Source organism: Microbacterium sp. NPDC057407 (genome assembly GCF_042803895.1).
Classification (GTDB): Bacteria; Actinomycetota; Actinomycetes; order Actinomycetales; family Microbacteriaceae; genus Microbacterium.
Genome location: NZ_JBHVCA010000002.1, coordinates 1 through 22,842, shown reverse-complemented (window position 1 = coordinate 22,842; position 22,842 = coordinate 1). Strand labels below are relative to the sequence as shown.

The window sequence follows — 22,842 nt, the reverse complement described above, 5'->3', positions numbered from 1 at the left end:
TAGGTGCGCGAACCACTCCCACCCTGCGGCGATCAAGCCTCTTTCGAGAACGCACGTTCCAGAAGTTCAGCCGTCGCCGGGTTCACCATCTCGTTGCGCCGGATGTAGTGCTGGACGGTGATCTTTGGATCTGTGTGGCCCAGTAGCTCCGCCGCAAGCTCCACGCCGGCCCGCTCATTGATCGCCGTCGCGACCGTGCGGCGGAATGCGTGCGGCGTGACCCCGGTGATGCCGGCGAGCTCCATGACCCGTCGAAGCTGGCGTCGCACGTTGTTCGTCGTGAGGGGCGTGCCCTCTCGGGTACAGAACAGCAGCGCGTCGAGCGACGCATCGCTGAGTCGGGCCAGACGTCGACGGACGGCCTCGGCCGTGAACGTCGGAATCGCGACTGTGCGCCGAGACTTCGCGGTCTTCGGGTGGTCCTGCCGTTGGGTGGGCTCACCCTTGTTGCTGACGATCGTGCCAGCGATGCGAACTGAGGGCACCGCGCTCGTGATGTCGACGTCGCGGCGTCGAATGGCGAGCACCTCGCCGATGCGCGCGGACGTTCCGAGCATGACCTCGACGATTGCGCTGAGCTGCCCGTCGGGCTTTGGTCCGGATATCGCGCGGCCAGCCTCCCACACGGCGATCGCCGTGCGGATGGCAGTCACTTCGACAGGGGTCAGCGCATCGGGCGTGCTTGTCTGCCGAGTCAGTCGAGCGACGTGGTCCATTGGATTGCGCGGCAGGACCTCATGTCGCACCGCCAGGCCGAACGCCAGGCGAAGCACGACGCGCGCGTGCTTCGCTCGGCTGTAGCTTCGCTTGTTCAGCTGCTTGAGGAGTTGATCGCAACGTGCGACGCCGATCTCGCGCAGCGTCAGGTTGCCGATCGCCGGCATGACGAGGGTTCGCATGTTGCGCTCGTACAACTGCCGTGTGGTCGTCGACACCCGGCCCTCCTGATCCACGTCGTCAAGCCAGTAGTCGACGAGTTGTGAGAACAGGCTGTCGGGCGTGAGCACGGAAGTAGAGGGCTGGAAGAAGCTTCTCGTTGAGAACTTCACCTTCAGCGTGCGTTCGGCGAGAGCAGCCGTCGCGGCAGTGACCTGGACCTGCCTCGTGCGGCCGTCCCAGTCGCGGTAGCGAGCCCGCGCGACCACGCGGCCCCCGGCGGCCGGCAGAAATCCGATCTCACCGAATGTACCGATCGCAAGCCGCTGCCGGCTCATCGGGTCACCGCCGATCGGCGAGTGGCGACGCTTCGGGCTCTCGCTGAGCGTCGACCCAAGCACGCACGTCCGAGACAGCGAACGTCAGATGCTTGCCGTATCGGTGAGCTCGCGGTGCACGACCCTTCATCCGCCACTCGTAGATCGTCGAGACGGGAACGCGAAGATAGGCGGCGAGCTCGTTGATGTCGAGAAGCTGCTCCAAGCCCCACATCTCGAGGGAGAGGCTGTCGTTTGCGTTCATACCAGATAGGTGCGCCGGGCGTCGCACGATCAATCGGAGACAACCGCCGCGAACTCGCGCGTGCCGATGCCGACTGATTGCCGAGGCGCCGAAGACGGTCAATTAGGTAGGAATTCGGTGACAGGGTCATGTTTCACCAACTAAGAAGTCCCGGGAACCCTTAGGTTCCCGGGACTCTCCGGTCGGGATGACAGGATTTGAACCTGCGACCCCTTGACCCCCAGTCAAGTGCGCTACCAAGCTGCGCCACATCCCGATGCCCGAGCCGGAGCGCGGACAACTCCCCCATCCTACCCGAGGTCTTCACGGCTCGCGAAACACGGCCGACCGCCGGGCGAGCCGCGCCTGCGGCAACCTTGCGGAAAACGTTATCAACAGGCAACCGAATCTCGGGCTGCTCGAACTCTAGAATTGGCCGACTCCGCGGCCCCAGTCCGCGGGCAGCCAATCGAAAACGGAAGTACATGATCAAGAGTCATGACGTCTCCGCCGAGCCGTCGGCTCGGAGAGGCTCATCCCCTCGCCGTACCCTCTTCACCGCCCTCGCGATGGTCGCCGCTTCGGTGCTCATCGTCACGTCAGCGCCGGCTGCGGCCGTCGCCGAGGATGTCGAGCCCACCTCCGTCGTAGCACCCGCCAGTGCGACCCTCGCCGGCTCCCTCGTCGTCGGGGGAACGGTGACGGTAGAGGCGGATGCCTGGACCCCGGCCGAGACCACTGTCGCCTATGAGTGGTGGAGCGCCGACCAGGCCTACGCCGCTCCCGTGGAGGGCGTCGACCAGAATCCGACCGCCGCGCTCATCGCTGACGCGACGGCATCCTCGCTCGAGCTCGACAGCAGCCTGGTGGGCAAGTACGTCTGGGCGGTGGCCACCGGTTCGTTCGAGGGTCTGACGCCGGCGTCCGTCGTCGCGGCATCGACGACCGCGATAGGCCCGGGCATCCTGAACGGATCCGAACCCGTTCTCGACAGCGACACCGCAACGGTCGACACGCCCCTCACCGTGGACCCGGGCGAATGGCCGGAGGGAACCACCTTCACGTACAAGTGGCGCATCGTCGGCGCCGATAACGTCGTCGTCTACTCGAAGGTCACGGCCGCCACCTACGCGCCCACGGCCTCGACGCTCGGCAAGAGCCTCACCGCCGTCGTGACGGCGACGCTCCCCGGGTACACGACGGTGGAGCGCGTGTCGCCCTCGCTGATCGTCGGCAGCGCCGCGTTCGTCAGCACGGTCGAGCCGAGCATCAAGGGATCCGCGTACGTGGGCGCGACCCTGACGGCGCAGCCGGGCACGGTGACCCCCGCAGCGAACATCACGTACCAGTGGCGCCGTTCCGGTGCGCCTATCTCGGGCGCGAAGTCGGCGACCTACAAGATCACGACCGCCGACCTCGGCAAGGTGCTGAGCGTCACGGTGACGGCCCGCCGCTCGGGCTACGAGACTCTGACTCGTACGGCATCGACGCCCACGGTCAAGCGTCCTTTCACGGCGATCTCCGCGCCGAAGATCTCGGGCACGCTGCGCGTCGGAAGCGTGATCGCGGCGAAGGTCACGGCATGGTCGCCCACCGCAGCGTTCACTTACCAGTGGCGCCGCAACGGCGTCGCCATCGAAGGCGCGACGAACGCGACCTACCGGCTCACTTCGAACGACCTCGGGGCTTCGCTCTCGGTGAAGATCGTCGGAACCCGCTCGGGCTACTTCACGCGCACCGCGACCAGCTCGTCGACCGCGGCGATCCTGCCGCCGGCGACGATGAGGACCGACGGGCTCTTCGAGGTGGGCACGACCATCGCGCCCGGCACCTACGTGGCGACCGGCGGAGTCAACTGCTACTTCGAACGCCGCTCGGACGACAACGTCGGCGTCGAGGAAGGTGCGCTGGGCTGGAACTTCTTCTACGGAGGGAGCTTCGGAGGCCGCAAGGTCGTGACCATCTCGGCTTCGGACACCCACTTCTATACCCAGGGATGCGGCGTGTGGAACAGGCCGGCCACCAACCTGGTGACGTCGGTGACGAACGGCACCTGGATCGTCGGAAAGGACATGCGTCCGGGCATCTGGAAAGCCGTGGGTCCCTTCACAGCCGGAGGCTGCTACGTCGCTATCCACGGCGGATTCAGCGGGATCTACGAGGACGACGTGATTCTCGACGGCAGCGTCAGCAAGGTCGGTCTGGAGCTCGCGATCCTCTCGAGCGACAAGGGCTTCACGTCTCGAGGCTGCGGCACCTGGAAGAAGGTCGGCTGACACCCGGTGAGGGTGCGCCGGCGCTCGGCGCGGGCGCACCCTCACCTCTGTCCGACGTCATCGATACTGTCGCTCTCATGCCGCAGATCAGCATCGCACCGGCCACGCCCGACCGGTTCGGCGACGCCCAGGCCGCCTTCGACAACGGCGGCGACGGCCGCAGCTGCCAATGTCAGTGGTGGACCCTGACGAACGCCCAGTTCCAGGCTGCGACATCCGACGAGCGCGCCCGCCTCTTCCGCAGCGAGGTCGACGCCGGACCGCCGCCAGGGCTGATCGCGTACGTCGACAGCGAGCCCGCCGCCTGGGTGCGGGTCGGGCCCCGCACGCGACAGGTGCGGCTCGCTCGCACCCGGCATTTCCAGGTCGGCTCCGCCGAGCCATGGGACGACGAGAGCGTGTGGGCGGTCAGCTGTTTCGTCGTGCGCAAGGAGCACCGCGGGCAGGGGCTCAACGAGCGACTGCTCGCCGCCGCCGTCGACTTCGCTCGTGACGGCGGCGCACGCGTCGTGGAGGGGTATCCGCTCGACCCGGGCGCGGGGCCGAAGAAGACGTCGAACTCCCTCTTCCACGGGGTGGTCTCGACGTTCGCGGCTCTGGGCTTCCGCGAGGTCGCCAGGCCCCGACCCGACCTGGCGATCATGGCGCTCGACCTATCCGAATGACATCGACTTCTGCTCCGGCCGTCACGAGACAGCCGGTCCGTGCCACTATGGACACTTCCCCCGCACATCTGCCGAGGAGAACAATGCCGAGACTCTGGATCGCGTTCGTGCCGTTCGCGTTCGCGTCGGTCGTCCACGTCTGGGCGTTGGCGATCGACGCGCACGACGCGGCGCGACCCACGAAGCTCATGCTCATGCCCTTCCTCGCCCTCGCGGTCGTCTGGTCCGGGCACCGGCACTGGACTCCGGCACACAGCCTGCTGCTGACCGCCATCGGCTTCTCGTGGATCGGCGACGGCGCAGGACCACTGTTCCCGGGAGTCGACTTCGTTCCCCTGATGGTGCTGTTCTTCGCGCTCGCACATGTCTGCTACATCTGGCTGTTCTGGCGCGTCCTGCCCGAACGACGCGTGCCGCTGTGGACCGTGATCTACGGCGTCTGGTGGGCGGCTCTCCTCGCGGTCCTCTGGGCCGATCTCGGCGCTCTTCTCATCCCGGTTGCCCTGTACGGCCTCCTCCTCGCCGGCACGGCGATCGGCGCCGCCCGCTGCCACCGGCTCATTCGATGGGGCGGCGCATTCTTCGTGGTCGCCGACACGGTGGTCGCCTTCGAGCTGTTCATGCCCGGCGTGCTCCCGGCATGGTCGAGCCCGCTCGCGATGGCCACCTACTGCCTCAGTCAGGGACTGCTCGCCGCGGGCGTCGTGCTGTCAGCGCCGGAGCGCGTTCGCGCCATGGCGCAGGCGACGGCCGAGACCCGCACCGGCGAGACTCACGCCGTCCCGTCCCGGGCGGTCGCGTGACGGATGCCTCCGCCCGGGTGGACTCGTGGCTGTGGGCGGTCCGGGTCTACAAGACCCGGTCCGCCGCGACGGCCGCGTGCCGCGCGGGCCACGTCCGCGTCAACGGCGACCGCGCCAAGGCTGCCCAGCCGGTGCGACCGGGGGACGAACTGCGCGTCCGCATCGCCGGCTTCGACCGCATCCTGGTGGTGAAGCGGCCGATCACCAAGCGGGTCGGCGCGGCCGTGGCCGCCGAGGCCGTCGACGACCGCACGCCACCTCCGCCACCTCGCGAGATGACGGCGTTCGTGCCGGTCCGCGACCGCGGCGCCGGACGCCCCACCAAGCGAGAGCGACGAGACATCGACCGTCTGCGCGGCCGCTGAGCGCGACGAACCGTCGACGACGAGAGCGCTCACTCCCCCAAGAGGCCGAGCAGCCAGCCCGGCGAGCGAACGGCAGCCCCGGCATCCGTCACCCGCTCGCGCAGCGCACGATCGCTCGTGACCACCGTGACAGATCGGCCCGCCGCGACGAGCCGACCGGCTTGCGCGACGATGGCATCGTCACCGGATGCCTCGGCCCGCATCACCTCGATGTGCGGAGCGTCCTCGGCCGCACGCGCCTGACCCTCCAGCACCGCGACCCACTCGGGGAACCACGTATGCTCCGGCAGGCCCAACTCCGAAGCGGCGACTCCCTCCACGGCGAGATGCGACAGCCGCGCCAGCAGACCGCTCGCGGCGCCGGCCCGGTCGCGCCACCAGCCGTTCGGAACGGACCCGACCACGTTCGCAGTGTCGACGACGAGCGCCGGTCGCACGTCGAGGGAGTTCCGCAGTCCGCGCCACGACGCCGCGAACCCCGGGTGCAGGGGGCGGCTCCCCACCTCGGGGACGGGCACCCACGCGAGTTCCCGGCTCTCGGGGTCGCTGATCGTGGGCTCGAACGGCACGACGACGTCACCGACCAGCGTGGCGTAGCTCCAGTACCCCAGATCGAGCACCGACAGGAACCGCGGCCGGATCGAACCGCCCGGAACCCCCGCCTCTTCCGCCGCTTCGCGCAGTGCCGCATCGCACGCCGACTCGCCCTCGTGCCGAGCACCGCCCGGAAGCGCCCACGTATCGCCGAAGTGACTCCAGGAGACGCGGTGCTGCAGCAGCACGCCGTGGTCCGGATCGACCGCCAGCAGCCCCGCGGCCCCGAATCTGCCCCAGTACCGCTCGCCCGTCGGGGCGACCACCCAGGCATCACCCGGGTCGCGGGGCCCGAGAGGTCGCGGCGGCCCGCCGGGCGCGGGGGGCTCGATGGTCACCCTGCCAGCCTGTCACACTGCGGCACGAGCGGCTCGGGAGTGTCGCCGCATGACTCGCCGCCGTGTTCGTCTCAGGCGAGCGAGCCGCGGCTCAGCGCTGCCGGCGCTCCCGCACCCGCATGTTGATGACGATCGGCGACCCCTCGAAGCCGTACAGCTCGCGCAGGCGACGCTGGATGAACCGGCGATAGCCCGGGTCGAGGAAGCCGGTCGTGAACAGCACGAAGGTCGGCGGACGGGTCGACGCCTGCGTCCCGAACAGGATGCGCGGCTGCTTGCCGCCCCGGACGGGGTGAGGGTGCTCGTTGACCAGTTCGGTGAGGAACGCGTTGAACTTGCCGGTCGGAATCCGCTGATCCCACGATTCGAGCGCCGTCTCGAGCGCCGGGACCAGCTTGTCGAGGTGACGACCGGTCCGCGCCGAGATGTTCACGCGCGGCGCCCATGCCACGTGGGCGAGGTCCTGCTCGATCTCGCGCTCGAGGTAGCGCCGGCGCTCGGCATCCTCGAACTCCGGCGTGTTCAGGAGGTCCCACTTGTTGTAGGCGAGCACCAGGGCGCGACCCGATTCGAGCACCAGGTCGATGATGCGGACGTCCTGCTCGCTGATCGGCTCGCTCACGTCGAGGACGACGACCGCCACCTCGGCCTTCTCGAGCGCCGCGGAGGTCCGCAGCGAAGCGTAGAAGTCCGCCCCCTGCTGCAGATGCACGCGGCGGCGGATGCCGGCGGTGTCGACGAATCGCCACAGCTTGCCGCCGACCTCGACGATCTCGTCGACCGGGTCGCGTGTCGTGCCCGCGAGTTCGTTGACGACGACGCGCTCCTCACCGGCAGCCTTGTTCAGCAGCGACGACTTCCCCACGTTGGGTCGGCCGAGGATCGCCACCCGCCGGGGACCGCCGATCTCGTGCTTCGCCACGGCCGACACGTCCGGGAGCACATTCATGATCTCGTCGAGCAGGTCGGCCACGCCTCGGCCGTGGATCGCCGACACCGGATGCGGCTCGCCCAGTCCGAGGTTCCACAGCGCGGCGGCCTCGGGCTCCTGCCGGGCGTCGTCGATCTTGTTGGCGACCAGGAACACCGGCTTGCCGCTCTTGCGCAGAAGCCGCACCACGTGCTCGTCGGTCGACGTCGCGCCGACCATCGCGTCGACGACGAAGAGGACGACGTCCGACAAGTCGATCGCCACCTCGGCCTGCGCCGCCACCGACCGGTCGATCCCTCTCGCGTCAGGTTCCCAGCCCCCGGTGTCGACCAGCGAGAAGCGCCGGTCCATCCACTCCGCCTTGTAGGTGACGCGGTCGCGGGTCACGCCGGGGGTGTCCTCGACGACCGCCTCGCGGCGTCCGAGGATGCGGTTGACGAGCGCCGACTTGCCGACGTTCGGGCGGCCCACGATCGCCACGACCGGCAGCGCCGGAAGGTACTCGATCCCATCCTCGCCGCGCGTCAGCCCTTCGAGGAGCGCCGCGTCCTCTTCGTCGAGGTCGTAGTCCTCGAGCCCCGCGCGCAGGGCCGCGGCCCGCTGTTCGGCGAGCTCCTCGTCCAGCGAAGCCAGATTCTCGGCGAGATGGTCGTCGCCGGGTTCGTACTCTTCGGCGTCACGGCTCTCAGCTGCCATCGTGCGCTCCTGTCTGTGCAGGCACTTTCGTGCGGATGACGCCGATCACGGCGTCCACGGTCTGGTCGAAGTCGAGGTCGGTCGAATCGACGACCTCCACTCCGGGCGCGGCGGTGAGGAAGTCGACCACCGTCGAGTCGGCGGCGTCGCGCTGGTGAAGCGCCGTGGCGACCGCCGCAGCATCCTGACCCGTCAGTTCGGCGCTGCGCCGCGCAGCCCGCACGTCCGGCGCCGCGGTGAGGAGGATGCGCACCGGGGCATCCGGGGCCACCACAGTGGTGATGTCACGGCCCTCGACGACCACGCCGGGGCGATCGGATGCCGCCACGAGCGCGCGGAACAGTGCGTTGACGGATTGCCGGACGGCCGGGACCCGGGCGACGCCGCTCACCGCCTCCGAGACGCGGGGCTCGCGGATGGCCCGGGTCACGTCGGTCGCGCCGACGCGCACCCAGAACTCGTCGGCGTCCAGCGAGATCGAATAGTCGAAGTCGCCCATCACGTCGAGCACCGCCGTCGAGTCCGACGTGTCGACACCGCGCTCCAGCGCCAGCCACGCGAGGGCACGGTAAGCGGCGCCGGTGTCGAGGAACCCGAAGCCGAGGAGCCGTGCGACCTGCTTCGAGACGCTGGACTTGCCGCTGCCGGCAGGACCGTCGATCGCGACGACCAGCGGGCCGCTCGACGCAGACAGGTCAGTCATTCGTTGTGCTCGCAATCTTCCAGCCGCGGGACTCGAGGCCCTCGACGGCGCGTCGGAGCGCGCCGGGCACGACGCTGATCTCGGCGAGGCCGAACTGCGCGCCCGGTGAGTGCTCGAGTCGAAGGTCCTCGACGTTGACGTCGAGCTCGCCCAGTTCGCCGAACAGGCGGCCGAGCTGCCCCGGGGTGTCGTCGACCATCACCACGAGCTGCTCGAACCGTCGGTTCTGGCCGTGCTTGCCAGGAAGCCGCTCGACCCCGTCATTGCCCCGGCGGATCGTGTCGGCGACGGTCCGCCGCGCCCCCGGCTCGTCGGGAGCACGCAGCGCGTCGGCCACGTCGCCCAGGTCGGCGGCGAGCGCGTCGAGGATGTCGACGACGGGGGCCGCGTTGGCTCCGAGGATCTGCACCCACAGTTCGGGGGCGGATGCCGCGATCCGGGTCGTATCGCGCACGCCCTGACCCGCGAGGCCCAGCGAACCCTCCGGAGCGTCGACGAAGCGGCCCGCCAGCAGGCTCGCCACCAGCTGCGGGACGTGCGACACGAGCGCGACGGCCCGGTCGTGCTCGTCGGGGCTCATCTCCACCGGCGTCGCACCCAGGTCGAGGGCGAGCGCCTCGACCACGGCCAGGTCGCCCGGGGGCGTCTCGCCGTCGCGGCACACGACCCACGGGCGGCCGATGAAGATGTCGGCGCGCGCGGCGATCGCTCCCCCGCGCTCGCGGCCCGCGAGGGGGTGCGATCCGATGTAGTGCGTAAGGTCGGCGCCGCGCTCGCGAAGCGTGCGCAGCGGCTCGAGCTTGACGCTGGCGACATCCGTCACCACCGCATGCGGGAAGCGCGAGAGCTCGCGCTGGATGACGTCGGCCGTGACGTCCGGGGGCACCGCCACGACCACCAGCACCGGCGCATCGTCGTCGGCCGCCCGGCGTCCCGCGCCGTAGTCGATCGCGAGACGCAGCTGCGCGGGAGAGGTGTCGTCGAGTGCGACGTCGACGCCCAGCGCGGTCAGCGCGTGCCCGATGCTCGATCCGAGCAGGCCGGCGCCGACGATGCGCACGGTGCCCTGGATGCGAGGGGCACGCGCGCGCGCAGACGTCAGGGTGGACTCGGTCACTCGTTCTCCAGGTCGCCCCGGGGCTCGGGGCCGTCGGGGTGCGGGGACGCATCGCCCGTCGCGCGACGCGCGAGAGTCAGCAGAGCGCCCCGCTCCACCTTAGTCAACTCGCGTGCACGCCCGGCTGGCAGTGTTCCCAGGTGGAGGGGTCCGAACTGCCGCCGGACGAGCTCGACGACAGGATGCCCGACCTCGGCCATCATCCGGCGCACGATCCGATTCCGGCCGGAGTGGAGGGTCAGCTCGACGAGCGACCCTCCGCCCTCCGCCGAACTCGACAGGAGGCGCGCCTTGTCGGCGGCGATGCGCCCGTCCTCGAGGTCGACCCCGCGCAGCAGACGCTGGATGGTCTGCGGCGAGACCCTCCCCTCGACCTTCGCGATGTACACCTTGGTCACCCCGAACGACGGGTGCGCGAGCACGTGCGCGAGCTCGCCGTCGTTGGTGAGCACGAGCAGACCGCTGGTCTCGGCATCCAGTCGCCCGACGTTGTAGAGGCGCTCGGGCCAGTCCTTCGTGAACCGGCGCAGGTCGGGACGACCGCGTTCGTCCTTCATCGAGCTGACCACGCCGGTCGGCTTATTGAGCATGACGTAACGCTTCGACTGGTCCAGCTGCACCGCCGTCCCGTCGACGTCGACCAGGTCGGATTCGGGGTGGATCCGCGACCCCAGCTCGGTCACGACCACCCCGTTGACGCGCACCCGCCCCTCCACGATCAGCTGCTCGGCGACGCGCCGCGAGGCGACGCCGGCATTGGCCAGCACCTTCTGCAGCCGCACGCCCTCCGGGGCGTCGGCCGCGCCCGGCGCGCCGCCGCTCACCGTCGCACCTCCCCGTCGATGCCGTCGATCCGGCCCACTTCGTCCGCACCGTCCAGCAGCGGCGAGATGTGCGGCAGCTCGTCGAGGGAGTTGATCCCCAGATGCACGAGCAGCGCATCGGTCGTTCCGTAGTTGATGGCGCCGGTCTCGGCATCCGTGAACAGCTCCGTGATCAGCCCGCGCGACACCAGCGTCCGCACCACCGAGTCGACGTTCACGGCGCGGATCGACGCCACCTGCGCGCGGGTGACCGGCTGCTTGTAGGCGATCACGGCGAGAGTCTCGAGGGCGGCCTGCGACAGGCGCGACGGCGCCTGCGCGTTGACGAACTCGCTCACGAGGTCGTCGTGCTCCTCGCGCACGTACAGTCGCCAGCCGCCCCCGACCTCGCGCAGCTCGAACCCGCGCACCGGACCGCCCGTGAGGCCGTCGTAGTCGGCGACGAGACCTTCGATCGCCTGCCGCACCGCCGGGACCGGCGACCCGACGGCGGTGGCGAGGCTCACGAGACTCTGCGGCTCGTCGACCACGAGAAGGATCGCCTCGAGCCGCCGCGCCACGTCGGTCGTGGGCGCCGGGCGGGGGGCGTCGTCGGTCGCGGCGGCGTCGACGTCGGGGACGCGCAGATCGGGGCTATCGGTCATAGTCGGCTCCCAGGGTGGCGAGGTTCTCGTCGGACCAGCGCTGCGCGCTCCAGCGCAGCGTCAGCTCGCCGAGCGGCTCGAGCTGTTCGAAGGACAGGGCGGCGTGGCGGTAGAGCTCCAGCACCGAGAGGAAGCGCGCCACGACGACGCCCGGCTGCGTGACGCCCGCTACCAGTTCGCGGAAGCTGAGCGACCCCGCATCACGCAGGAGCGTCACCACCACGGCCGCCTGTTCACGAATGCTCACCAGTGGCGCGTGGAGATGGTCGAGACCGACGTGCGGGATCTCCTTCGGCGTCATCGCGAGAAGCGCGAGCGCTGCGAAGTCGTCGGCGCTCAGCGTCCACACGAGTTCGGGAACGGCGCGACGATACTTCTCGTCCAACGGCACCGAGCGCGCGTGGCGGCGGTCCTCGCGTTGAAGGCACCGCTCGAACCACACCGCCACCTCTTTGAACGCCCGGTACTGCAGCAGCCGCGCGAACAACAGGTCCCGCGCCTCGAGCAGCGCGACCGACTCCGCGTCGACGAGCTCTCCCTGCGGCAGGAGCCCCGCGACCTTCATGTCGAGGAGGGTGGCGGCCACGACGAGGAATTCGGATGCCTCCTTCAACTCCTCGTCCGGCCCGAGCTCGCGAAGGTACGCGATGAACTCGTCCGTGACCCGCGACAGCGAGACCTCCGTGATGTCGAGCTCGTGCTTCGAGATCAGGGTCAGCAGCAGATCGAACGGCCCGTCGAACACGCCGAGCGACACGCGGAAGCCCTCCGCGGGCTGCTCGCCCGACGGCGTGACCTCTTCCGGCGGCGGAACGTTCTCAGGCGACGGCGCCACGGGCGACCAGCTCCCGCGCCAGCCGCAGGTAGGCCTGCGCGGCGGCGTGCTCGGGCGCGAACTCGGTGATCGGCATGCCGGAGACCGATGCGTCGGGGAACTTCACGGTGCGCCCGATCACCGTCTCGAGCACGTCGTCGCCGAAGGCGTCCACCACGCGCTCCAGCACCTCACGAGAGTGCAGCGTGCGGGGGTCGTACATCGTGGCCAGCACACCGTCGAGCGTGATCGTCGGGTTGAGCCGGTCGCGCACCTTGTCGATCGTCTCGATCAGCAGCGCGACGCCTCGCAAGGCGAAGAACTCGCACTCCAGCGGGATGATCACGCCGTGGCTGGCGGTCAGCGCATTCACCGTCAGCAGCCCCAGTGACGGCTGGCAGTCCACCAGGATCACGTCGTACTCGGGTGCGAGCTTGCGGAGCGCACGCGCCAGAGTCTGCTCGCGGGCGACCTCGTTCACCAGATGCACTTCGGCGGCGGAGAGGTCGATGTTCGCGGGGATGACGTCGAGGCCCTCCACACGGGTCTTCACCACCGCGTCATGCGGTTCGCGCTTGCTGTCGAGCAGAAGGTCGTAGATCGTCGGGATCTCGTGCGTCGCGATGCCGAGACCCGCCGACAGCGCGCCCTGGGGGTCGAAGTCCACCGCCAGCACCCGGCGCCCGTAGCTGGCGAGCGCCGCCGCGAGGTTGATGGTCGTCGTGGTCTTGCCGACGCCGCCCTTCTGATTGCAAAGCGAGATGATCCGCGCCGGGCCGTGTCCGTCGAGCTTCGGCGGGGTCGGGAAGCCGCGATACGGACGGCCGGTGGGACCGATCGGCGTCTCGTCGCTTGAGGCCGTCTTCGCGCCCCGCTTGCTGCCCGCCACAGACTCTCCTGACTTTCCCATGCCGTGCACCGATTCTAGTCACGGGCGGGGGCTTCCCCCGGGAGCAGTCAGCGGGCGCGCGGGTGAGAGGTGACGTAGACGTCACGCAGGGCGTCCACCGACACGTGCGTGTAGATCTGCGTCGTCGCGACCGAGGCGTGCCCCAGAAGCTCCTGCACGACCCGCACGTCCGCCCCGCCCTGCAGCAGATGCGTGGCGAACGAGTGACGCAGCGTGTGCGGCGACACGTGCGCGGTCAGCTGGGCGCGCTCCGCCGCCGCTTGGATGACCAGCCAGGCCGACTGGCGCGAAAGGGGCGCGCCGCGCGCTCCCAGGAAGAGTTTCGGTGTGGCGCGACCGCGCCGGGAAAGCTCCGGGCGCGAGCGCGTGAGGTACGCATCCACCGCCGCCCGGGCGTACGACCCGACGGGGACGATCCGCTCCTTCGAGCCCTTGCCTCGCACGCGGACCACATCGCCGTGGGCCAGGTCGTCGACGTCGAGCTGAACGACCTCCGACACGCGGGCGCCCGTGGCGTAGAGGAGTTCGAGAAGCGCCCGGTCGCGCAGACCGATGAGGTCGCCCGGTGACGGCGGGGACGCGGCATCCGTCGCCGTCTGCGGCGCCGGACCGGACGCGTCGAGCAACTGCACCACCTGGTCGATCGTGAGCGCTTTCGGCAATCGCCGGGGCTGCTTCGGGGGACGCAGCCGAGCGGACGGATCGACCGGCTCCAGCCCCTCGCGCGCAAGGAAGCGGTGGAGTCCGCGCACCGACGACTGGAGACGGGCGAGGGATGACGCGGCCACCGGCGGCTGGGCTGACGCCCGCTCGGCGGCGAACGCCGTCACCACCTCGGGTGAGACCGCATCGGTGGTCTCGATGCCGCGCTCGGCCAGCCAGTGGACGTACCCCTGCAGGTCGCGTCGGTACGCGGCGACCGTGTTGCCCGACAGTCCTCGTTCGATCGTGATGTGACGCAGGTACGCGTCCACCGCGCGCTCGAGCCGCACGTCAGCCCTCGGCGGCCACCGCGCCGTCGCCGCGGAGCCTCTCGGCGGCCGTGAGCACGCCGAGCGCCAGGATGCCGTTGCGCAGCCGGCCCGCCAGAACCCCCGACACCACCTCGGCGAGGGGAACCCACTCGACCCGGATGTCGGCCTCTTCGGCCTCACGCGGATGCGCACGTCCCGACGGGGACAGACCGCGAGCCAGGAAGAGGTGCACGACCTCGTCGTTGCCGCCGGGAGTGGTGAAGATGCTGACGAGCGGTTCCCACGAGTCGGCGACCAGGTCGGCTTCCTCGATGAGCTCGCGCCGCGCGGACTCCAGCGGCGACTCCCCCGCCACGTCGAGCAGTCCCGCGGGGATCTCCCAGTCTCGCAGGCGGATGGGATGCCGGTACTGCTGGATCAGCAGCACCCGATCGTCGTCGTCGAGCGCGACGATCGCGGCCGCACCGGGATGGTCGACGTACTGACGGACGATCCGGTCGCCGTTGTAGTCCAGCGTGTCGCTGCGGACGTCCCACACGCGCCCCTCGTAGACAAGGTCGCTGTCGACCACGTCGAGCGACAGCGGCTCGTCCGCAAGCGGCTCGCCCGGCCCGGCGTCAGTCATTCTCGACGTCGAACAGCTCGCTGGCACGGTGACGCTCGAGCGCGGCACCCACCAGTCCACGGAAGAGGGGGTTGGCGTCGGTCGGCCGCGACCGCAGCTCGGGGTGCGCCTGCGTGGCGATGTAGTACGGGTGAACCTCGCGCGGCAGCTCCACGTACTCCACCAGGTCGAGGTCGGGGTTGATGCCCGAGAACACCAGGCCCGCGTCGGCGATCTGCTGCCGGTAACGGTTGTTCACCTCGTACCGGTGACGGTGGCGCTCCTCGGCGCGCGTCGACCCGTACACCTCGGCGGCGATCGACCCTTCGGCGAGCTCGGCCGGGTACAGGCCGAGGCGCATCGTGCCTCCCATGTCGCCGCTTTCGAGGATGTCGATCTGCTCCGCCATCGTGGCGATGACCGGATGCTTCGTGTCGGGGTCGAACTCGCTGGACGAGGCATCCTCGATGCCGGCCACATGCCGCGCGTACTCGATCACGATGCACTGCAGGCCCAGGCAGATCCCGAGCGTCGGGATGCCCTGCTCGCGAGCGAACCTCAGCGCTCCGATCTTGCCCTCGATGCCGCGGATCCCGAACCCTCCGGGGATGACGATGCCGTCGAGCGGGGCCAGAGCCTTCGCCGCCCCCTCGGGCGTCTCGCACTCGTCGGACGGGATCCACCGGATGTTGACGTGCGTCTCCTGCGCGAACCCGCCCGCCTTGAGCGCCTCGGTGACGCTGAGGTACGCGTCGGGTAGGTCGATGTACTTGCCGACGAGACCGATCGTGACCTCGTGCTTGGGGTTGTGGACCGCCTGCAGCACCCGCTCCCACCGGGACCAGTCCACCTCGGCCGCCCGGCCGAGCCCGAGCGCCCGCACGATGTACTCGTCGAGACCCTGCTCGTTGAGCATCGAGGGGATGTCGTAGATGCTCGGCACGTCTACCGCGTTCACGACGGCGCCCTCATCCACGTCGCACATCAGCGCTATCTTGCGCTTGTTCGATTCGGTGACGGGCCGGTCGCTGCGAAGCACCAGCGCGTCGGGCTGGATGCCGATGCTGCGCAGGGCGGCGACCGAGTGCTGCGTCGGCTTGGTCTTCTGCTCACCCGACGCGCCCATGAACGGGACGAGCGAGACGTGCACGAAGAACACGTTCTGGCGGCCCAGCTCGTGACGGATCTGACGCGCCGACTCGATGAACGGCTGCGATTCGATGTCACCGACCGTTCCGCCGATCTCGGTGATGATGACGTCGGGGCGGGGTTCCTCGGTCGCCTGCAGGCGCATGCGGCGCTTGATCTCGTCGGTGATGTGCGGGATCACCTGCACCGTGTCGCCGAGGTATTCGCCGCGACGCTCACGCGCGATGACCTGCGAGTAGATCTGGCCCGTCGTGACGTTGGCCGCCTGGCTCAGCTCGATGTCGAGGAACCGCTCGTAGTGCCCGATGTCGAGGTCGGTCTCGGCGCCGTCGTCGGTGACGAACACCTCGCCGTGCTGGAACGGGTTCATCGTTCCCGGGTCGACGTTCAGGTACGGGTCGAGCTTCTGCATCACGACGCGAAGGCCGCGAGCGGTGAGCAGGTTGCCGAGGCTGGCCGCGGTCAGGCCCTTGCCCAATGACGAAACGACACCTCCGGTCACGAAGATGTGCTTGGTGGTGTCGTTGGAAGAGTCGCCGTGGGAAGAATCCGAAGTCTGCATCACGGGCTTTTATCCTATCTCACGTCGAGTGCTCGAGCCTGACCGTCGGCGGCGTGCCCGCCGCAGCGGCGGAGCTTCGGGCCTCACGCTCCCTCGATCCGAAGGTCGAGGAGTTCACGTGCGTGGGTCAACGCCGCCTCGCTGTCAGGCATCCCCGACAGCAGGCGCGCCATCTCGGCTTCACGATCCGCGCCGTCCAAACGTCGCACGTCGGACGCCGTCACCGACCCGTCTCCCGCCTTCACGACCGTCAGGTGGTTCGTCGCGAAGGCCGCCACCTGCGCCAGGTGGGTGACCGCGATGACCTGTGACGACTGGGCGAGCCGCGCGAGCCGGCGCCCGACTTCGATCGCGGCCGCGCCGCCGATCCCCGCGTCCACCTCGTCGAACACGAACGTCGGCACCGGGTCGACCCCGGCGATCACCACTTCGATCGCGAGCATGACCCGGCTGAGCTCTCCCCCGGACGCGCCCCTCGCCACGGGGCGCGGCTCCGCGCCGGTGTGCGGCGACAGCAGGATCGAGACGTCGTCGCGTCCGGCCGCGGACTCGGTTCCCGGCGACACCGCAACGGTCAGCCGGGCGTCCGGCATCGCCAGGGCCCGCAGCTCGGAGGTCACCGCCGCCGCCAGCCGCTCCGCCGCCTCGGTGCGGGCCTCGGTCAATCGGGCGGCCGCCTCGTCGAGGACGGATGCCGCGGCCTCCCTCTCCGCCGTCAGGCGCTCGACGCGGTCGCTGTCGTCATCGAGCTCCGCCAGGCGGGCGGAACCCGTGTCGAGAAGACCGATCGCGGCGTCGAGCGATCCGTGGGCGCGGACGAGGGATGCGAGGATCGCGCGCCGCTCCTCGACGGCGGCGAGCTCGTGGGGTCCGGACTCGTCGAGATCCGCGAGGTAGCCGGCGAGAGCGCCGGCGATGTCGGCTGCGCGGTACCCCAGTTCGGCGACCTGCGAGCCGAGGTCCTCCAGCACCGGGTCGTGGGCGCGCTCCAGAGCACGCCGCGCCTCGGCGAGCAGCGACGACACGTCGGGCTCGCTCTCTCCGGACAGCACGTCGTGGGCGGTGGCCGCGGCGAGGCGCAGCTCTTCGGCGTTCGCGAGACGCTCGGCCCGCAGAGTGAGCTCGACGTCCTCCCCGGACTGCGGGGCGGCCTCTTCGATCGCGGCCACCTGGGCGCGCAACTCCTCGGCCTCTCGCGCCCGGGCGTCGCGGTCGTCGACGAGGGACGACAGCTCGCGATCGATCGCCCGCCACCGCTCGTACGCTTCGCGGTAGCGTCCGCGCGCATCGGCGACAGCGGCACCGCCGAAGCGGTCGAGCGCCTCTCGCTGCGCCGCGGCGCTGCGCAGCCGCAGCTGGTCGGACTGGCCGTGCACGACCACCAGGTCGTCCGCGAGGTCGGCGAGCACCCCCGCCGGGGCCGCACGGCCACCCACGGAAGCGCGGCCTCTGCCTTCGCTGGAGATCGAACGACCCACGAGCAGTTCGGCGGTGCCGTCGCCGAGAGGGTCGACCTCTCCTCCGGCCTCGCGCACCCGCTCCGCCACCGGGCCCGCTTCGGGCACGATCCACACGCCGTCGACCGTCGCCTGGGCGGCACCGGAGCGGACGGCGCCGGAATCGGCGCGCTGACCGAGCAGCAGCCCCAGGCCCGTGACGACCATCGTCTTGCCGGCACCGGTCTCGCCGGTGATGGCGGTGAACCCAGGACCGATCGGCAGGGTCGCCTCAGCGATGACGCCCAGGTCTCGCAGACGCATCTCTTCGATCACGGCGTCGGCCCAGTGATCGCGGCCGGTCCGCGCCATCCCTCGACCGGCAGACGGAACTTGCGCACGAGGCGATCGGTGAACGGTGCCGGATGGAGGCGCGCGAGCCGGACGGGACGCGTGGACCGGCGCACCACGACCCTCGCGCCGGGCGGCAGGTCGTGAGAGCGCCGGCCGTCGCACCACAGAATGCCCACGCCGTTGGTGCGCTCGAGCACTTCGATGGCCACGGCGTGCTCCGGCCCGACCACGAGCGGCTTGGCGAAGAGCGCGTGCGCCGACAGCGGCACCACCGAGATCGCCTCCACCGTCGGCCAGATCACGGGGCCACCGGCGGAGAAGTTGTAGGCGGTCGATCCGGTCGGCGTCGAGACGACCACCCCGTCGCAGCCGAAGCTCGACAGGGGACGGCCGTCGACCTCGATGACGACTTCGAGCATGCGCTCACGGCTGGCCTTCTCGACCGTGGCCTCGTTGAGCGCCCACGTCTCGTAGATCACCGCATCCGAGGCATCCTTCACCCGCACCGACAGCGCGAGACGCTCTTCGACCTGGTAGTCGCGGGCGATGACCCGGCGGACGGCGTCGTCCATGTCGTCACGCTCGATCTCAGCGAGGAAGCCGACGTGCCCCATGTTGATCCCGAGAACCGGCGCCGTGCCGTCGCGAACCAATTCGGCGGCACGCAGAATCGTGCCGTCGCCGCCGAGCACGATCGCCAGCTCGACGTCGTCGATGGGCACGTCTTCGCCGAGAGCCGCCACATCCTCGAATCCGGCTCTCACCGCCGACAGCTCCGCACGGTCGTCGGCCGCGAGCACGGGACGGGCACCGGCGGCACGAAGGGCCGTGACCACGCGCTCCGCCGCAAGGACGGTGTCTTCGCGGTGGGCGTGCGCGACGACCAGGATGCTGCGCTCGGCGTGCGCGTCAGAGGGGGTCATCGGGCTCCCGCGAGTCGGTTCACAGTGCTCAACCATTCTGTCGGATTGGCGCCGCGCCCCGGCGCGAGGTGTGCGATGTACTCGGAATTGCCGTGCGTGCCGACGATCGGCGACGCGACGACACCTTTTGTGCCCAGGCCGAGGTCCCATGCCGACCACAGCACCTCGGCGACCGCATCGGCCCTGGCAGCGGGGTCGGTGACCAGCCCTCCCTTGACGGCGGTGCGCCCCACCTCGAACTGCGGCTTGACGAGCAGCACGAGATCGGCGTCGGGCGCGGCCACCGCCCGCGCGGCGGGCAGAACGAGGGTCAGGGAGATGAACGACAGGTCGCCGGTCACCACCGCCGGAGGGGCGACGACGCCGCCCGCCTCCGCCAGCGACTCGGGGGTCATGTAGCGGACGTTGAACCCTTCGATCGAGATCACCCCGGGGTCGAGCGCGACGGATGCCGCGAGCTGCCCGTGACCGACATCGACGGCGATCACCGGCTCTGCGCCCCGCTCCCGAAGGACCTGGGTGAATCCGCCGGTGGACGCGCCCATGTCGAGTGCCACGCGTCCGGCGACGTCGATGCCGAAGGCGTCCAGTCCGGCGATGAGCTTGTGGGCCGCGCGGCTGACGTAGTGATCGCCGCCGGCGACGGTGAGGTCGACGTCGTCGGCGACCGGCGTGGAGGGCTTCACCACCACCCGGCCGTCCACCGAGACCACGCCGTCCGCGATCAGCGCGGCGGCGTGTGTGCGCGAGCGGGCGAGTCCTCGAGCGGCCAGCGCGGCATCGAGGCGCGTCGTCATGCGGATCCGGCGTCGCCGCCGGGCGCCGCCTCGAGCCGGCGCGCCAGCGTGTCGTGCAGACCGTTGTACGCCTCGGCGCGGGTCGCGAGCGGCTGCGCCTCGATCACCTCGAGGGCCGAGAGCAGATCGGCCGTGCCGTCGTCGGGGACGCTGCGGTGCTCGTCGGTCTGGGCCATGCTCTCAGGATACGTGGCCGCGCGGACGTCGCCGGGAGATCAGGGCCGGTGGAACGGATCGGCGTAGAGCTCCTCAGGCACCCGGAATCCGAAGATCGCCCGGCCGGTCGACCAGATCGCCGCCGCCCCCGCTCGTAGGAGATCGACGGGTCGGTCGCCGGCCGACACGATTCGTACGTCCGGTCCCTCGACGGCGACCACGGCGCCGCGCACGGTGGCCACGCCATCCGCGACCCGGATCTCGGGGTACGGCTCGTGAAGCTCGCGCAGGTCGCCGAGGATGTAGGTGGGCTGTGAGCCGGCCGGCGCCGCCAGCACGTGCTTGGGGCGGTCGATGCCCGTGAGCACCAGGGCCGAGGCGATGCCGGCGCGGTTCGCGCCGAGGATGTCGGTGTCGAGGCGGTCACCGAGGAAGAGGGGACGCTTCGCCCCGAACCGCGAAACCGCCTCTTCGAAGATCGGGACCTCGGGCTTGCCGGCGACAGTCGCGAGGCGGCCGACCGCGGTGTGCACGGCCGACACGAGCGTGCCGTTTCCCGGGGCGATGCCGCGCGCCTGGGGGATCGTCCAGTCGGTGTTGGTGGCGATCCAGGGGATGCCGCCGTCCTCCTCGGGCACCTTGAGCGCGAACGCGGCCTCGGCGAGCTGGGTCCAGCCGACTTCGGGAGCGAACCCCTGCACGACGGCGGCAGGTCGATCGTCGGCGGACCGGGTGACCACGAATCCCGCCTTGGTGACTTCGTCGGTGAGTCCGTCCCCGCCGACCACGAGCACGGTCGCGCCGGGGTTCACGCGCTGCGCGAGCAGGCGCATCGCGGCCTGCGGGCTGGTCACGACCTCGGAGGGCCGTGTCGCAAGGCCCAGGTCTGACAGATGCGCGGCGACCGAGGCATCCGTCCTCGATGCGTTGTTGGTGATATAGCCGAGTGCACGTCCGTCGCGCGCGCGGGTGAGGCTCTCGACGGCGTGCGGCAGAGCGCCCGCTCCCGCGTAGACGACCCCGTCAAGGTCTGCGAGCACCACGTCGACACCGTCGAGCGGAGTCGGCTGGGATCGGCGGCCGAACAGCGCCATCAGCGCGACGCGCCTTCGTCCGTGCCGGTCACCTCGTCGTCAGAAGCGGCGTCCTCGTCGGGAGCCTCCGCGGCTGGTGCGCCGTCGATGCCGGCCTCCGCGAGGATCTCCGCAACCTCGTCGGCGACGGACACAGGATCGGCGGAGTCGGATGCCGCGTCCCCCGCAGCGGGGAGCTCGCCCGCTTGGTCGGACGGCGTACGGACGTCGTCGGTCTCCGGCTCAGTCGCGCCATGCTCGTGTGAGCGTTCTTCGTCGGCGCCGTGCGGTTCGGCGCCTTCTTCGTCGTCGACCTCGATGATCTCGTCGATGAAGATCGTCTCGTGGTCACCGCCGCCGGTTGCGGCGTCGATCGCATCCGCAGCGACCTCTGCACGCTCGCGCCACCGGGTGGCTTCGTCGTCGCGTCCGAGCTCTTCGAGGACCGTCGCTCGGGCGGCGAAAAGTGCGGGACTCCATTCAAAGGCGCGGTCGGGGTCGAGTTCCGGGATGTCCAGCTCGAGAAGTGCGCGCTCGGGTTCGCCGAGATCGAGTCGCGCTCCGGACATGGCGATCGCGAGGCCGACACGGACGTCGGTGGGCAGACTCGCGCGGTCGACGCTGCGTCCGACTTCGAGGGCCCGGTCGGGGCGACCCACGCCGCGCTCGCTGTCGACCATGAGGGCGATCTGGTCGTCCCTGCCGGAGATCCTGCGGTAGGTGCGCAGTTCGCGGAGCGCGAGTGCGTAGTCGCCGGTCGCATAGGCCGTGATCGCGAGCGTCTCGCGCACGATGGCGATCCGGCCGGCGCGGCGTGAGGCGGAGAGCGCGTGCTGGTGGGCGAGTTCCGGGTCGTCGTCGATGAGCTCGGATGCCATCACCAGATGTCGCGCGACCTGCTCTGCGTTCTCCTTGCTGAGAGTCTTGAGCTCGTTGCGCGCACCAGGGTTGAGGTCCTTGGCGGTGACTTCCTCGGGGATGACCGGGTCGTCGTGCCGAGGGCGAACGGGACGGATCTCCTCGGGACGCGTTGCCCGGCCGGGGCGTCCCGCCCCTCCGCGAGTCGGCCGGTCCGGGCGCGGCTTGCGGTCGCCGCCGCCGTACGGCTTGCGGTCACTGCTGTCGCGATTCCCGTACGGTTTGCGGTCGCTGCTGTCGCGATTCCCGTACGGCTTGCGGTCACTGCTGTCGCGATTCCCGTACGGTTTGCGGTCGCCGCTGGCGCGGGGCCCGTACGGTTTGCGGTCGCTGCTGTCGCGATTCCCGTACGGCTTGCGGTCACTGCTGTCACGGTTGCCATATGGTTTGCGGTCGCCGCTGGCGCGGGGCCCGTACGGTTTGCGGTCGCTGGTGTCGCGGTTCCCGTACGGTTTGCGGTCGCCGTTGTCGCGATTCCCGTACGGTTTGCGGTCACTGCTGTCGCGATTCCCGTACGGCTTGCGGTCGCTGCTGTCACGGTTGCCATATGGTTTGCGGTCGCCGCTGGCGCGGGGCTTCCGTGCGGCGGCGTCGCGGGCTCGAGGCGGTCGACCGCTTTCGCGGGCGTCGGACGCGCGCCCGCCGGCGTCGTCGCGTGACTCCTGGTCGACCATGTCTCAAGTTCCTCCCGGTGTGGGTGGGTGGTGGGTTAACGCGAAATGGCCACCCTGCGTTGGGTGGCCATTTCGGTAATGGAAGTCCGGCGGTGTCCTACTCTC

General features: G+C 70.2%; 23 protein-coding genes and 1 tRNA gene. 4 read left to right on the top strand and 20 right to left on the bottom strand.

From position 1 onward, the window contains the following. Positions 1 to 32: 32 nt before the first annotated feature. The 3 genes from ACFUTX_RS04890 to ACFUTX_RS04880 all read right to left on the bottom strand — a co-directional run bounded on the left by ACFUTX_RS04890 (position 33) and on the right by ACFUTX_RS04880 (position 1,714). Complete coding sequence (locus tag ACFUTX_RS04890) at positions 33 to 1,214, bottom strand: site-specific integrase (protein ID WP_060960683.1); 1,182 nt, start codon at positions 1,212 to 1,214, stop codon at positions 33 to 35. A 4-nt stretch (positions 1,215 to 1,218) separates the two neighbouring features. Further along, positions 1,219 to 1,458, bottom strand: a complete 240-nt coding sequence (locus ACFUTX_RS04885) for a helix-turn-helix transcriptional regulator (RefSeq protein WP_378861086.1) — start codon at positions 1,456 to 1,458, stop codon at positions 1,219 to 1,221. 182 nt (positions 1,459 to 1,640) lie between these two features. Then, a tRNA-Pro gene (locus tag ACFUTX_RS04880) sits at positions 1,641 to 1,714 on the bottom strand. 208 nt (positions 1,715 to 1,922) lie between these two features. On the opposite strand from ACFUTX_RS04880, the gene ACFUTX_RS04875 reads away from it, so the two are divergent. The 4 genes from ACFUTX_RS04875 to ACFUTX_RS04860 all read left to right on the top strand — a co-directional run bounded on the left by ACFUTX_RS04875 (position 1,923) and on the right by ACFUTX_RS04860 (position 5,546). Then, entirely contained in the window at positions 1,923 to 3,713 is a 1,791-nt protein-coding gene (locus tag ACFUTX_RS04875; RefSeq protein WP_378861085.1) for a hypothetical protein, read from the top strand. Between the two features lie 77 nt (positions 3,714 to 3,790). After that, a complete protein-coding gene (locus tag ACFUTX_RS04870; RefSeq protein ID WP_378861084.1) occupies positions 3,791 to 4,378 on the top strand; it encodes a GNAT family N-acetyltransferase in 588 nt (195 codons plus the stop codon). An 83-nt stretch (positions 4,379 to 4,461) separates the two neighbouring features. Beyond that, the gene (locus ACFUTX_RS04865; protein ID WP_378861083.1) at positions 4,462 to 5,181 is read left to right on the top strand and encodes a lysoplasmalogenase; all 720 of its coding nucleotides are present in this window, start codon (positions 4,462 to 4,464) and stop codon (positions 5,179 to 5,181) included. Continuing rightward, positions 5,178 to 5,546 carry an RNA-binding S4 domain-containing protein gene (locus tag ACFUTX_RS04860; protein WP_378861082.1) on the top strand — a complete coding sequence of 123 codons (369 nt, stop codon included), beginning with the start codon at positions 5,178 to 5,180 and terminating at the stop codon, positions 5,544 to 5,546. Before ACFUTX_RS04865 ends, ACFUTX_RS04860 begins: the two co-directional genes overlap by 4 nt. A 29-nt stretch (positions 5,547 to 5,575) precedes the next feature. On the opposite strand, the gene ACFUTX_RS04855 is transcribed toward ACFUTX_RS04860, so the two are convergent. The 17 genes from ACFUTX_RS04855 to ACFUTX_RS04775 all read right to left on the bottom strand — a co-directional run bounded on the left by ACFUTX_RS04855 (position 5,576) and on the right by ACFUTX_RS04775 (position 22,737). Continuing rightward, positions 5,576 to 6,478 (bottom strand): NUDIX domain-containing protein, encoded by a 903-nt coding sequence (locus ACFUTX_RS04855; protein ID WP_378861081.1) that lies wholly within the window; start codon positions 6,476 to 6,478, stop codon positions 5,576 to 5,578. Positions 6,479 to 6,569: 91 nt separating this feature from the next. Beyond that, positions 6,570 to 8,105: a ribosome biogenesis GTPase Der gene (gene der / locus ACFUTX_RS04850; RefSeq protein ID WP_378861080.1), complete on the bottom strand. Its 1,536-nt coding sequence runs from the start codon at positions 8,103 to 8,105 to the stop codon at positions 6,570 to 6,572. Further along, positions 8,095 to 8,808, bottom strand: coding sequence for a (d)CMP kinase (cmk, locus tag ACFUTX_RS04845; RefSeq protein ID WP_378861079.1), 714 nt, complete (start codon positions 8,806 to 8,808; stop codon positions 8,095 to 8,097). The genes der and cmk overlap by 11 nt, the downstream gene beginning before the upstream one ends. Next, a complete protein-coding gene (locus ACFUTX_RS04840; protein ID WP_378861078.1) occupies positions 8,801 to 9,925 on the bottom strand; it encodes a prephenate dehydrogenase in 1,125 nt (374 codons plus the stop codon). The genes cmk and ACFUTX_RS04840 overlap by 8 nt, the downstream gene beginning before the upstream one ends. Next, positions 9,922 to 10,749, bottom strand: coding sequence for a pseudouridine synthase (locus tag ACFUTX_RS04835; protein ID WP_378861077.1), 828 nt, complete (start codon positions 10,747 to 10,749; stop codon positions 9,922 to 9,924). The genes ACFUTX_RS04840 and ACFUTX_RS04835 overlap by 4 nt, the downstream gene beginning before the upstream one ends. Beyond that, positions 10,746 to 11,393, bottom strand: a complete 648-nt coding sequence (gene scpB, locus ACFUTX_RS04830; protein WP_378861076.1) for an SMC-Scp complex subunit ScpB — start codon at positions 11,391 to 11,393, stop codon at positions 10,746 to 10,748. The genes ACFUTX_RS04835 and scpB overlap by 4 nt, the downstream gene beginning before the upstream one ends. Beyond that, the gene (locus ACFUTX_RS04825) at positions 11,383 to 12,228 is read right to left on the bottom strand and encodes a segregation and condensation protein A (protein ID WP_378861075.1); all 846 of its coding nucleotides are present in this window, start codon (positions 12,226 to 12,228) and stop codon (positions 11,383 to 11,385) included. Before ACFUTX_RS04825 ends, scpB begins: the two co-directional genes overlap by 11 nt. Then, positions 12,212 to 13,117 (bottom strand): ParA family protein, encoded by a 906-nt coding sequence (locus ACFUTX_RS04820; protein ID WP_378861074.1) that lies wholly within the window; start codon positions 13,115 to 13,117, stop codon positions 12,212 to 12,214. Before ACFUTX_RS04820 ends, ACFUTX_RS04825 begins: the two co-directional genes overlap by 17 nt. 47 nt (positions 13,118 to 13,164) lie before the next feature. Next, entirely contained in the window at positions 13,165 to 14,109 is a 945-nt protein-coding gene (xerD, locus tag ACFUTX_RS04815; RefSeq protein ID WP_378861073.1) for a site-specific tyrosine recombinase XerD, read from the bottom strand. Position 14,110: 1 nt separating this feature from the next. Continuing rightward, positions 14,111 to 14,716: an NUDIX domain-containing protein gene (locus ACFUTX_RS04810; protein ID WP_378861072.1), complete on the bottom strand. Its 606-nt coding sequence runs from the start codon at positions 14,714 to 14,716 to the stop codon at positions 14,111 to 14,113. Beyond that, positions 14,709 to 16,406, bottom strand: coding sequence for a CTP synthase (locus tag ACFUTX_RS04805; RefSeq protein ID WP_378862835.1), 1,698 nt, complete (start codon positions 16,404 to 16,406; stop codon positions 14,709 to 14,711). Before ACFUTX_RS04805 ends, ACFUTX_RS04810 begins: the two co-directional genes overlap by 8 nt. A gap of 83 nt (positions 16,407 to 16,489) precedes the next feature. Next, positions 16,490 to 18,178, bottom strand: coding sequence for a DNA repair protein RecN (recN, locus tag ACFUTX_RS04800; protein WP_378862832.1), 1,689 nt, complete (start codon positions 18,176 to 18,178; stop codon positions 16,490 to 16,492). Further along, positions 18,175 to 19,119, bottom strand: a complete 945-nt coding sequence (locus tag ACFUTX_RS04795; RefSeq protein ID WP_378861071.1) for an NAD kinase — start codon at positions 19,117 to 19,119, stop codon at positions 18,175 to 18,177. Before ACFUTX_RS04795 ends, recN begins: the two co-directional genes overlap by 4 nt. Further along, on the bottom strand, positions 19,116 to 19,916 hold the full coding sequence (locus ACFUTX_RS04790) for a TlyA family RNA methyltransferase (RefSeq protein WP_378861070.1): 801 nt from the start codon (positions 19,914 to 19,916) through the stop codon (positions 19,116 to 19,118). Before ACFUTX_RS04790 ends, ACFUTX_RS04795 begins: the two co-directional genes overlap by 4 nt. Next, complete coding sequence (locus tag ACFUTX_RS04785) at positions 19,913 to 20,092, bottom strand: hypothetical protein (RefSeq protein ID WP_378861069.1); 180 nt, start codon at positions 20,090 to 20,092, stop codon at positions 19,913 to 19,915. Before ACFUTX_RS04785 ends, ACFUTX_RS04790 begins: the two co-directional genes overlap by 4 nt. Before the next feature lie 39 nt (positions 20,093 to 20,131). Then, entirely contained in the window at positions 20,132 to 21,166 is a 1,035-nt protein-coding gene (locus ACFUTX_RS04780; RefSeq protein WP_378861068.1) for an HAD-IIA family hydrolase, read from the bottom strand. Then, positions 21,166 to 22,737, bottom strand: a complete 1,572-nt coding sequence (locus tag ACFUTX_RS04775; RefSeq protein ID WP_378861067.1) for a primosomal protein — start codon at positions 22,735 to 22,737, stop codon at positions 21,166 to 21,168. Before ACFUTX_RS04775 ends, ACFUTX_RS04780 begins: the two co-directional genes overlap by 1 nt. Between the last annotated feature and the right edge of the window lie 105 nt (positions 22,738 to 22,842).

Excerpts from the sequence above, each read along its gene's own strand:
- ACFUTX_RS04790 (WP_378861070.1), bottom strand. The coding sequence starts at position 19,916 with ATGACGACGCGCCTCGATGCCGCGCTGGCCGCTCGAGGACTCGCCCGC.
- ACFUTX_RS04785 (WP_378861069.1), bottom strand. The coding sequence starts at position 20,092 with ATGGCCCAGACCGACGAGCACCGCAGCGTCCCCGACGACGGCACGGCC.
- ACFUTX_RS04780 (WP_378861068.1), bottom strand. The coding sequence starts at position 21,166 with ATGGCGCTGTTCGGCCGCCGATCCCAGCCGACTCCGCTCGACGGTGTC.
- ACFUTX_RS04820 (WP_378861074.1), bottom strand. The coding sequence starts at position 13,117 with ATGGGAAAGTCAGGAGAGTCTGTGGCGGGCAGCAAGCGGGGCGCGAAG.
- scpB (WP_378861076.1), bottom strand. The coding sequence starts at position 11,393 with ATGACCGATAGCCCCGATCTGCGCGTCCCCGACGTCGACGCCGCCGCG.
- ACFUTX_RS04885 (WP_378861086.1), bottom strand. The coding sequence starts at position 1,458 with ATGAACGCAAACGACAGCCTCTCCCTCGAGATGTGGGGCTTGGAGCAG.
- ACFUTX_RS04875 (WP_378861085.1), top strand. The coding sequence starts at position 1,923 with ATGATCAAGAGTCATGACGTCTCCGCCGAGCCGTCGGCTCGGAGAGGC.
- ACFUTX_RS04805 (WP_378862835.1), bottom strand. The coding sequence starts at position 16,406 with ATGCAGACTTCGGATTCTTCCCACGGCGACTCTTCCAACGACACCACC.
- ACFUTX_RS04775 (WP_378861067.1), bottom strand. The coding sequence starts at position 22,737 with ATGGTCGACCAGGAGTCACGCGACGACGCCGGCGGGCGCGCGTCCGAC.
- ACFUTX_RS04810 (WP_378861072.1), bottom strand. The coding sequence starts at position 14,716 with ATGACTGACGCCGGGCCGGGCGAGCCGCTTGCGGACGAGCCGCTGTCG.
- cmk (WP_378861079.1), bottom strand. The coding sequence starts at position 8,808 with ATGACTGACCTGTCTGCGTCGAGCGGCCCGCTGGTCGTCGCGATCGAC.
- ACFUTX_RS04795 (WP_378861071.1), bottom strand. The coding sequence starts at position 19,119 with ATGACCCCCTCTGACGCGCACGCCGAGCGCAGCATCCTGGTCGTCGCG.
- der (WP_378861080.1), bottom strand. The coding sequence starts at position 8,105 with ATGGCAGCTGAGAGCCGTGACGCCGAAGAGTACGAACCCGGCGACGAC.
- ACFUTX_RS04890 (WP_060960683.1), bottom strand. The coding sequence starts at position 1,214 with ATGAGCCGGCAGCGGCTTGCGATCGGTACATTCGGTGAGATCGGATTT.
- ACFUTX_RS04870 (WP_378861084.1), top strand. The coding sequence starts at position 3,791 with ATGCCGCAGATCAGCATCGCACCGGCCACGCCCGACCGGTTCGGCGAC.
- ACFUTX_RS04865 (WP_378861083.1), top strand. The coding sequence starts at position 4,462 with ATGCCGAGACTCTGGATCGCGTTCGTGCCGTTCGCGTTCGCGTCGGTC.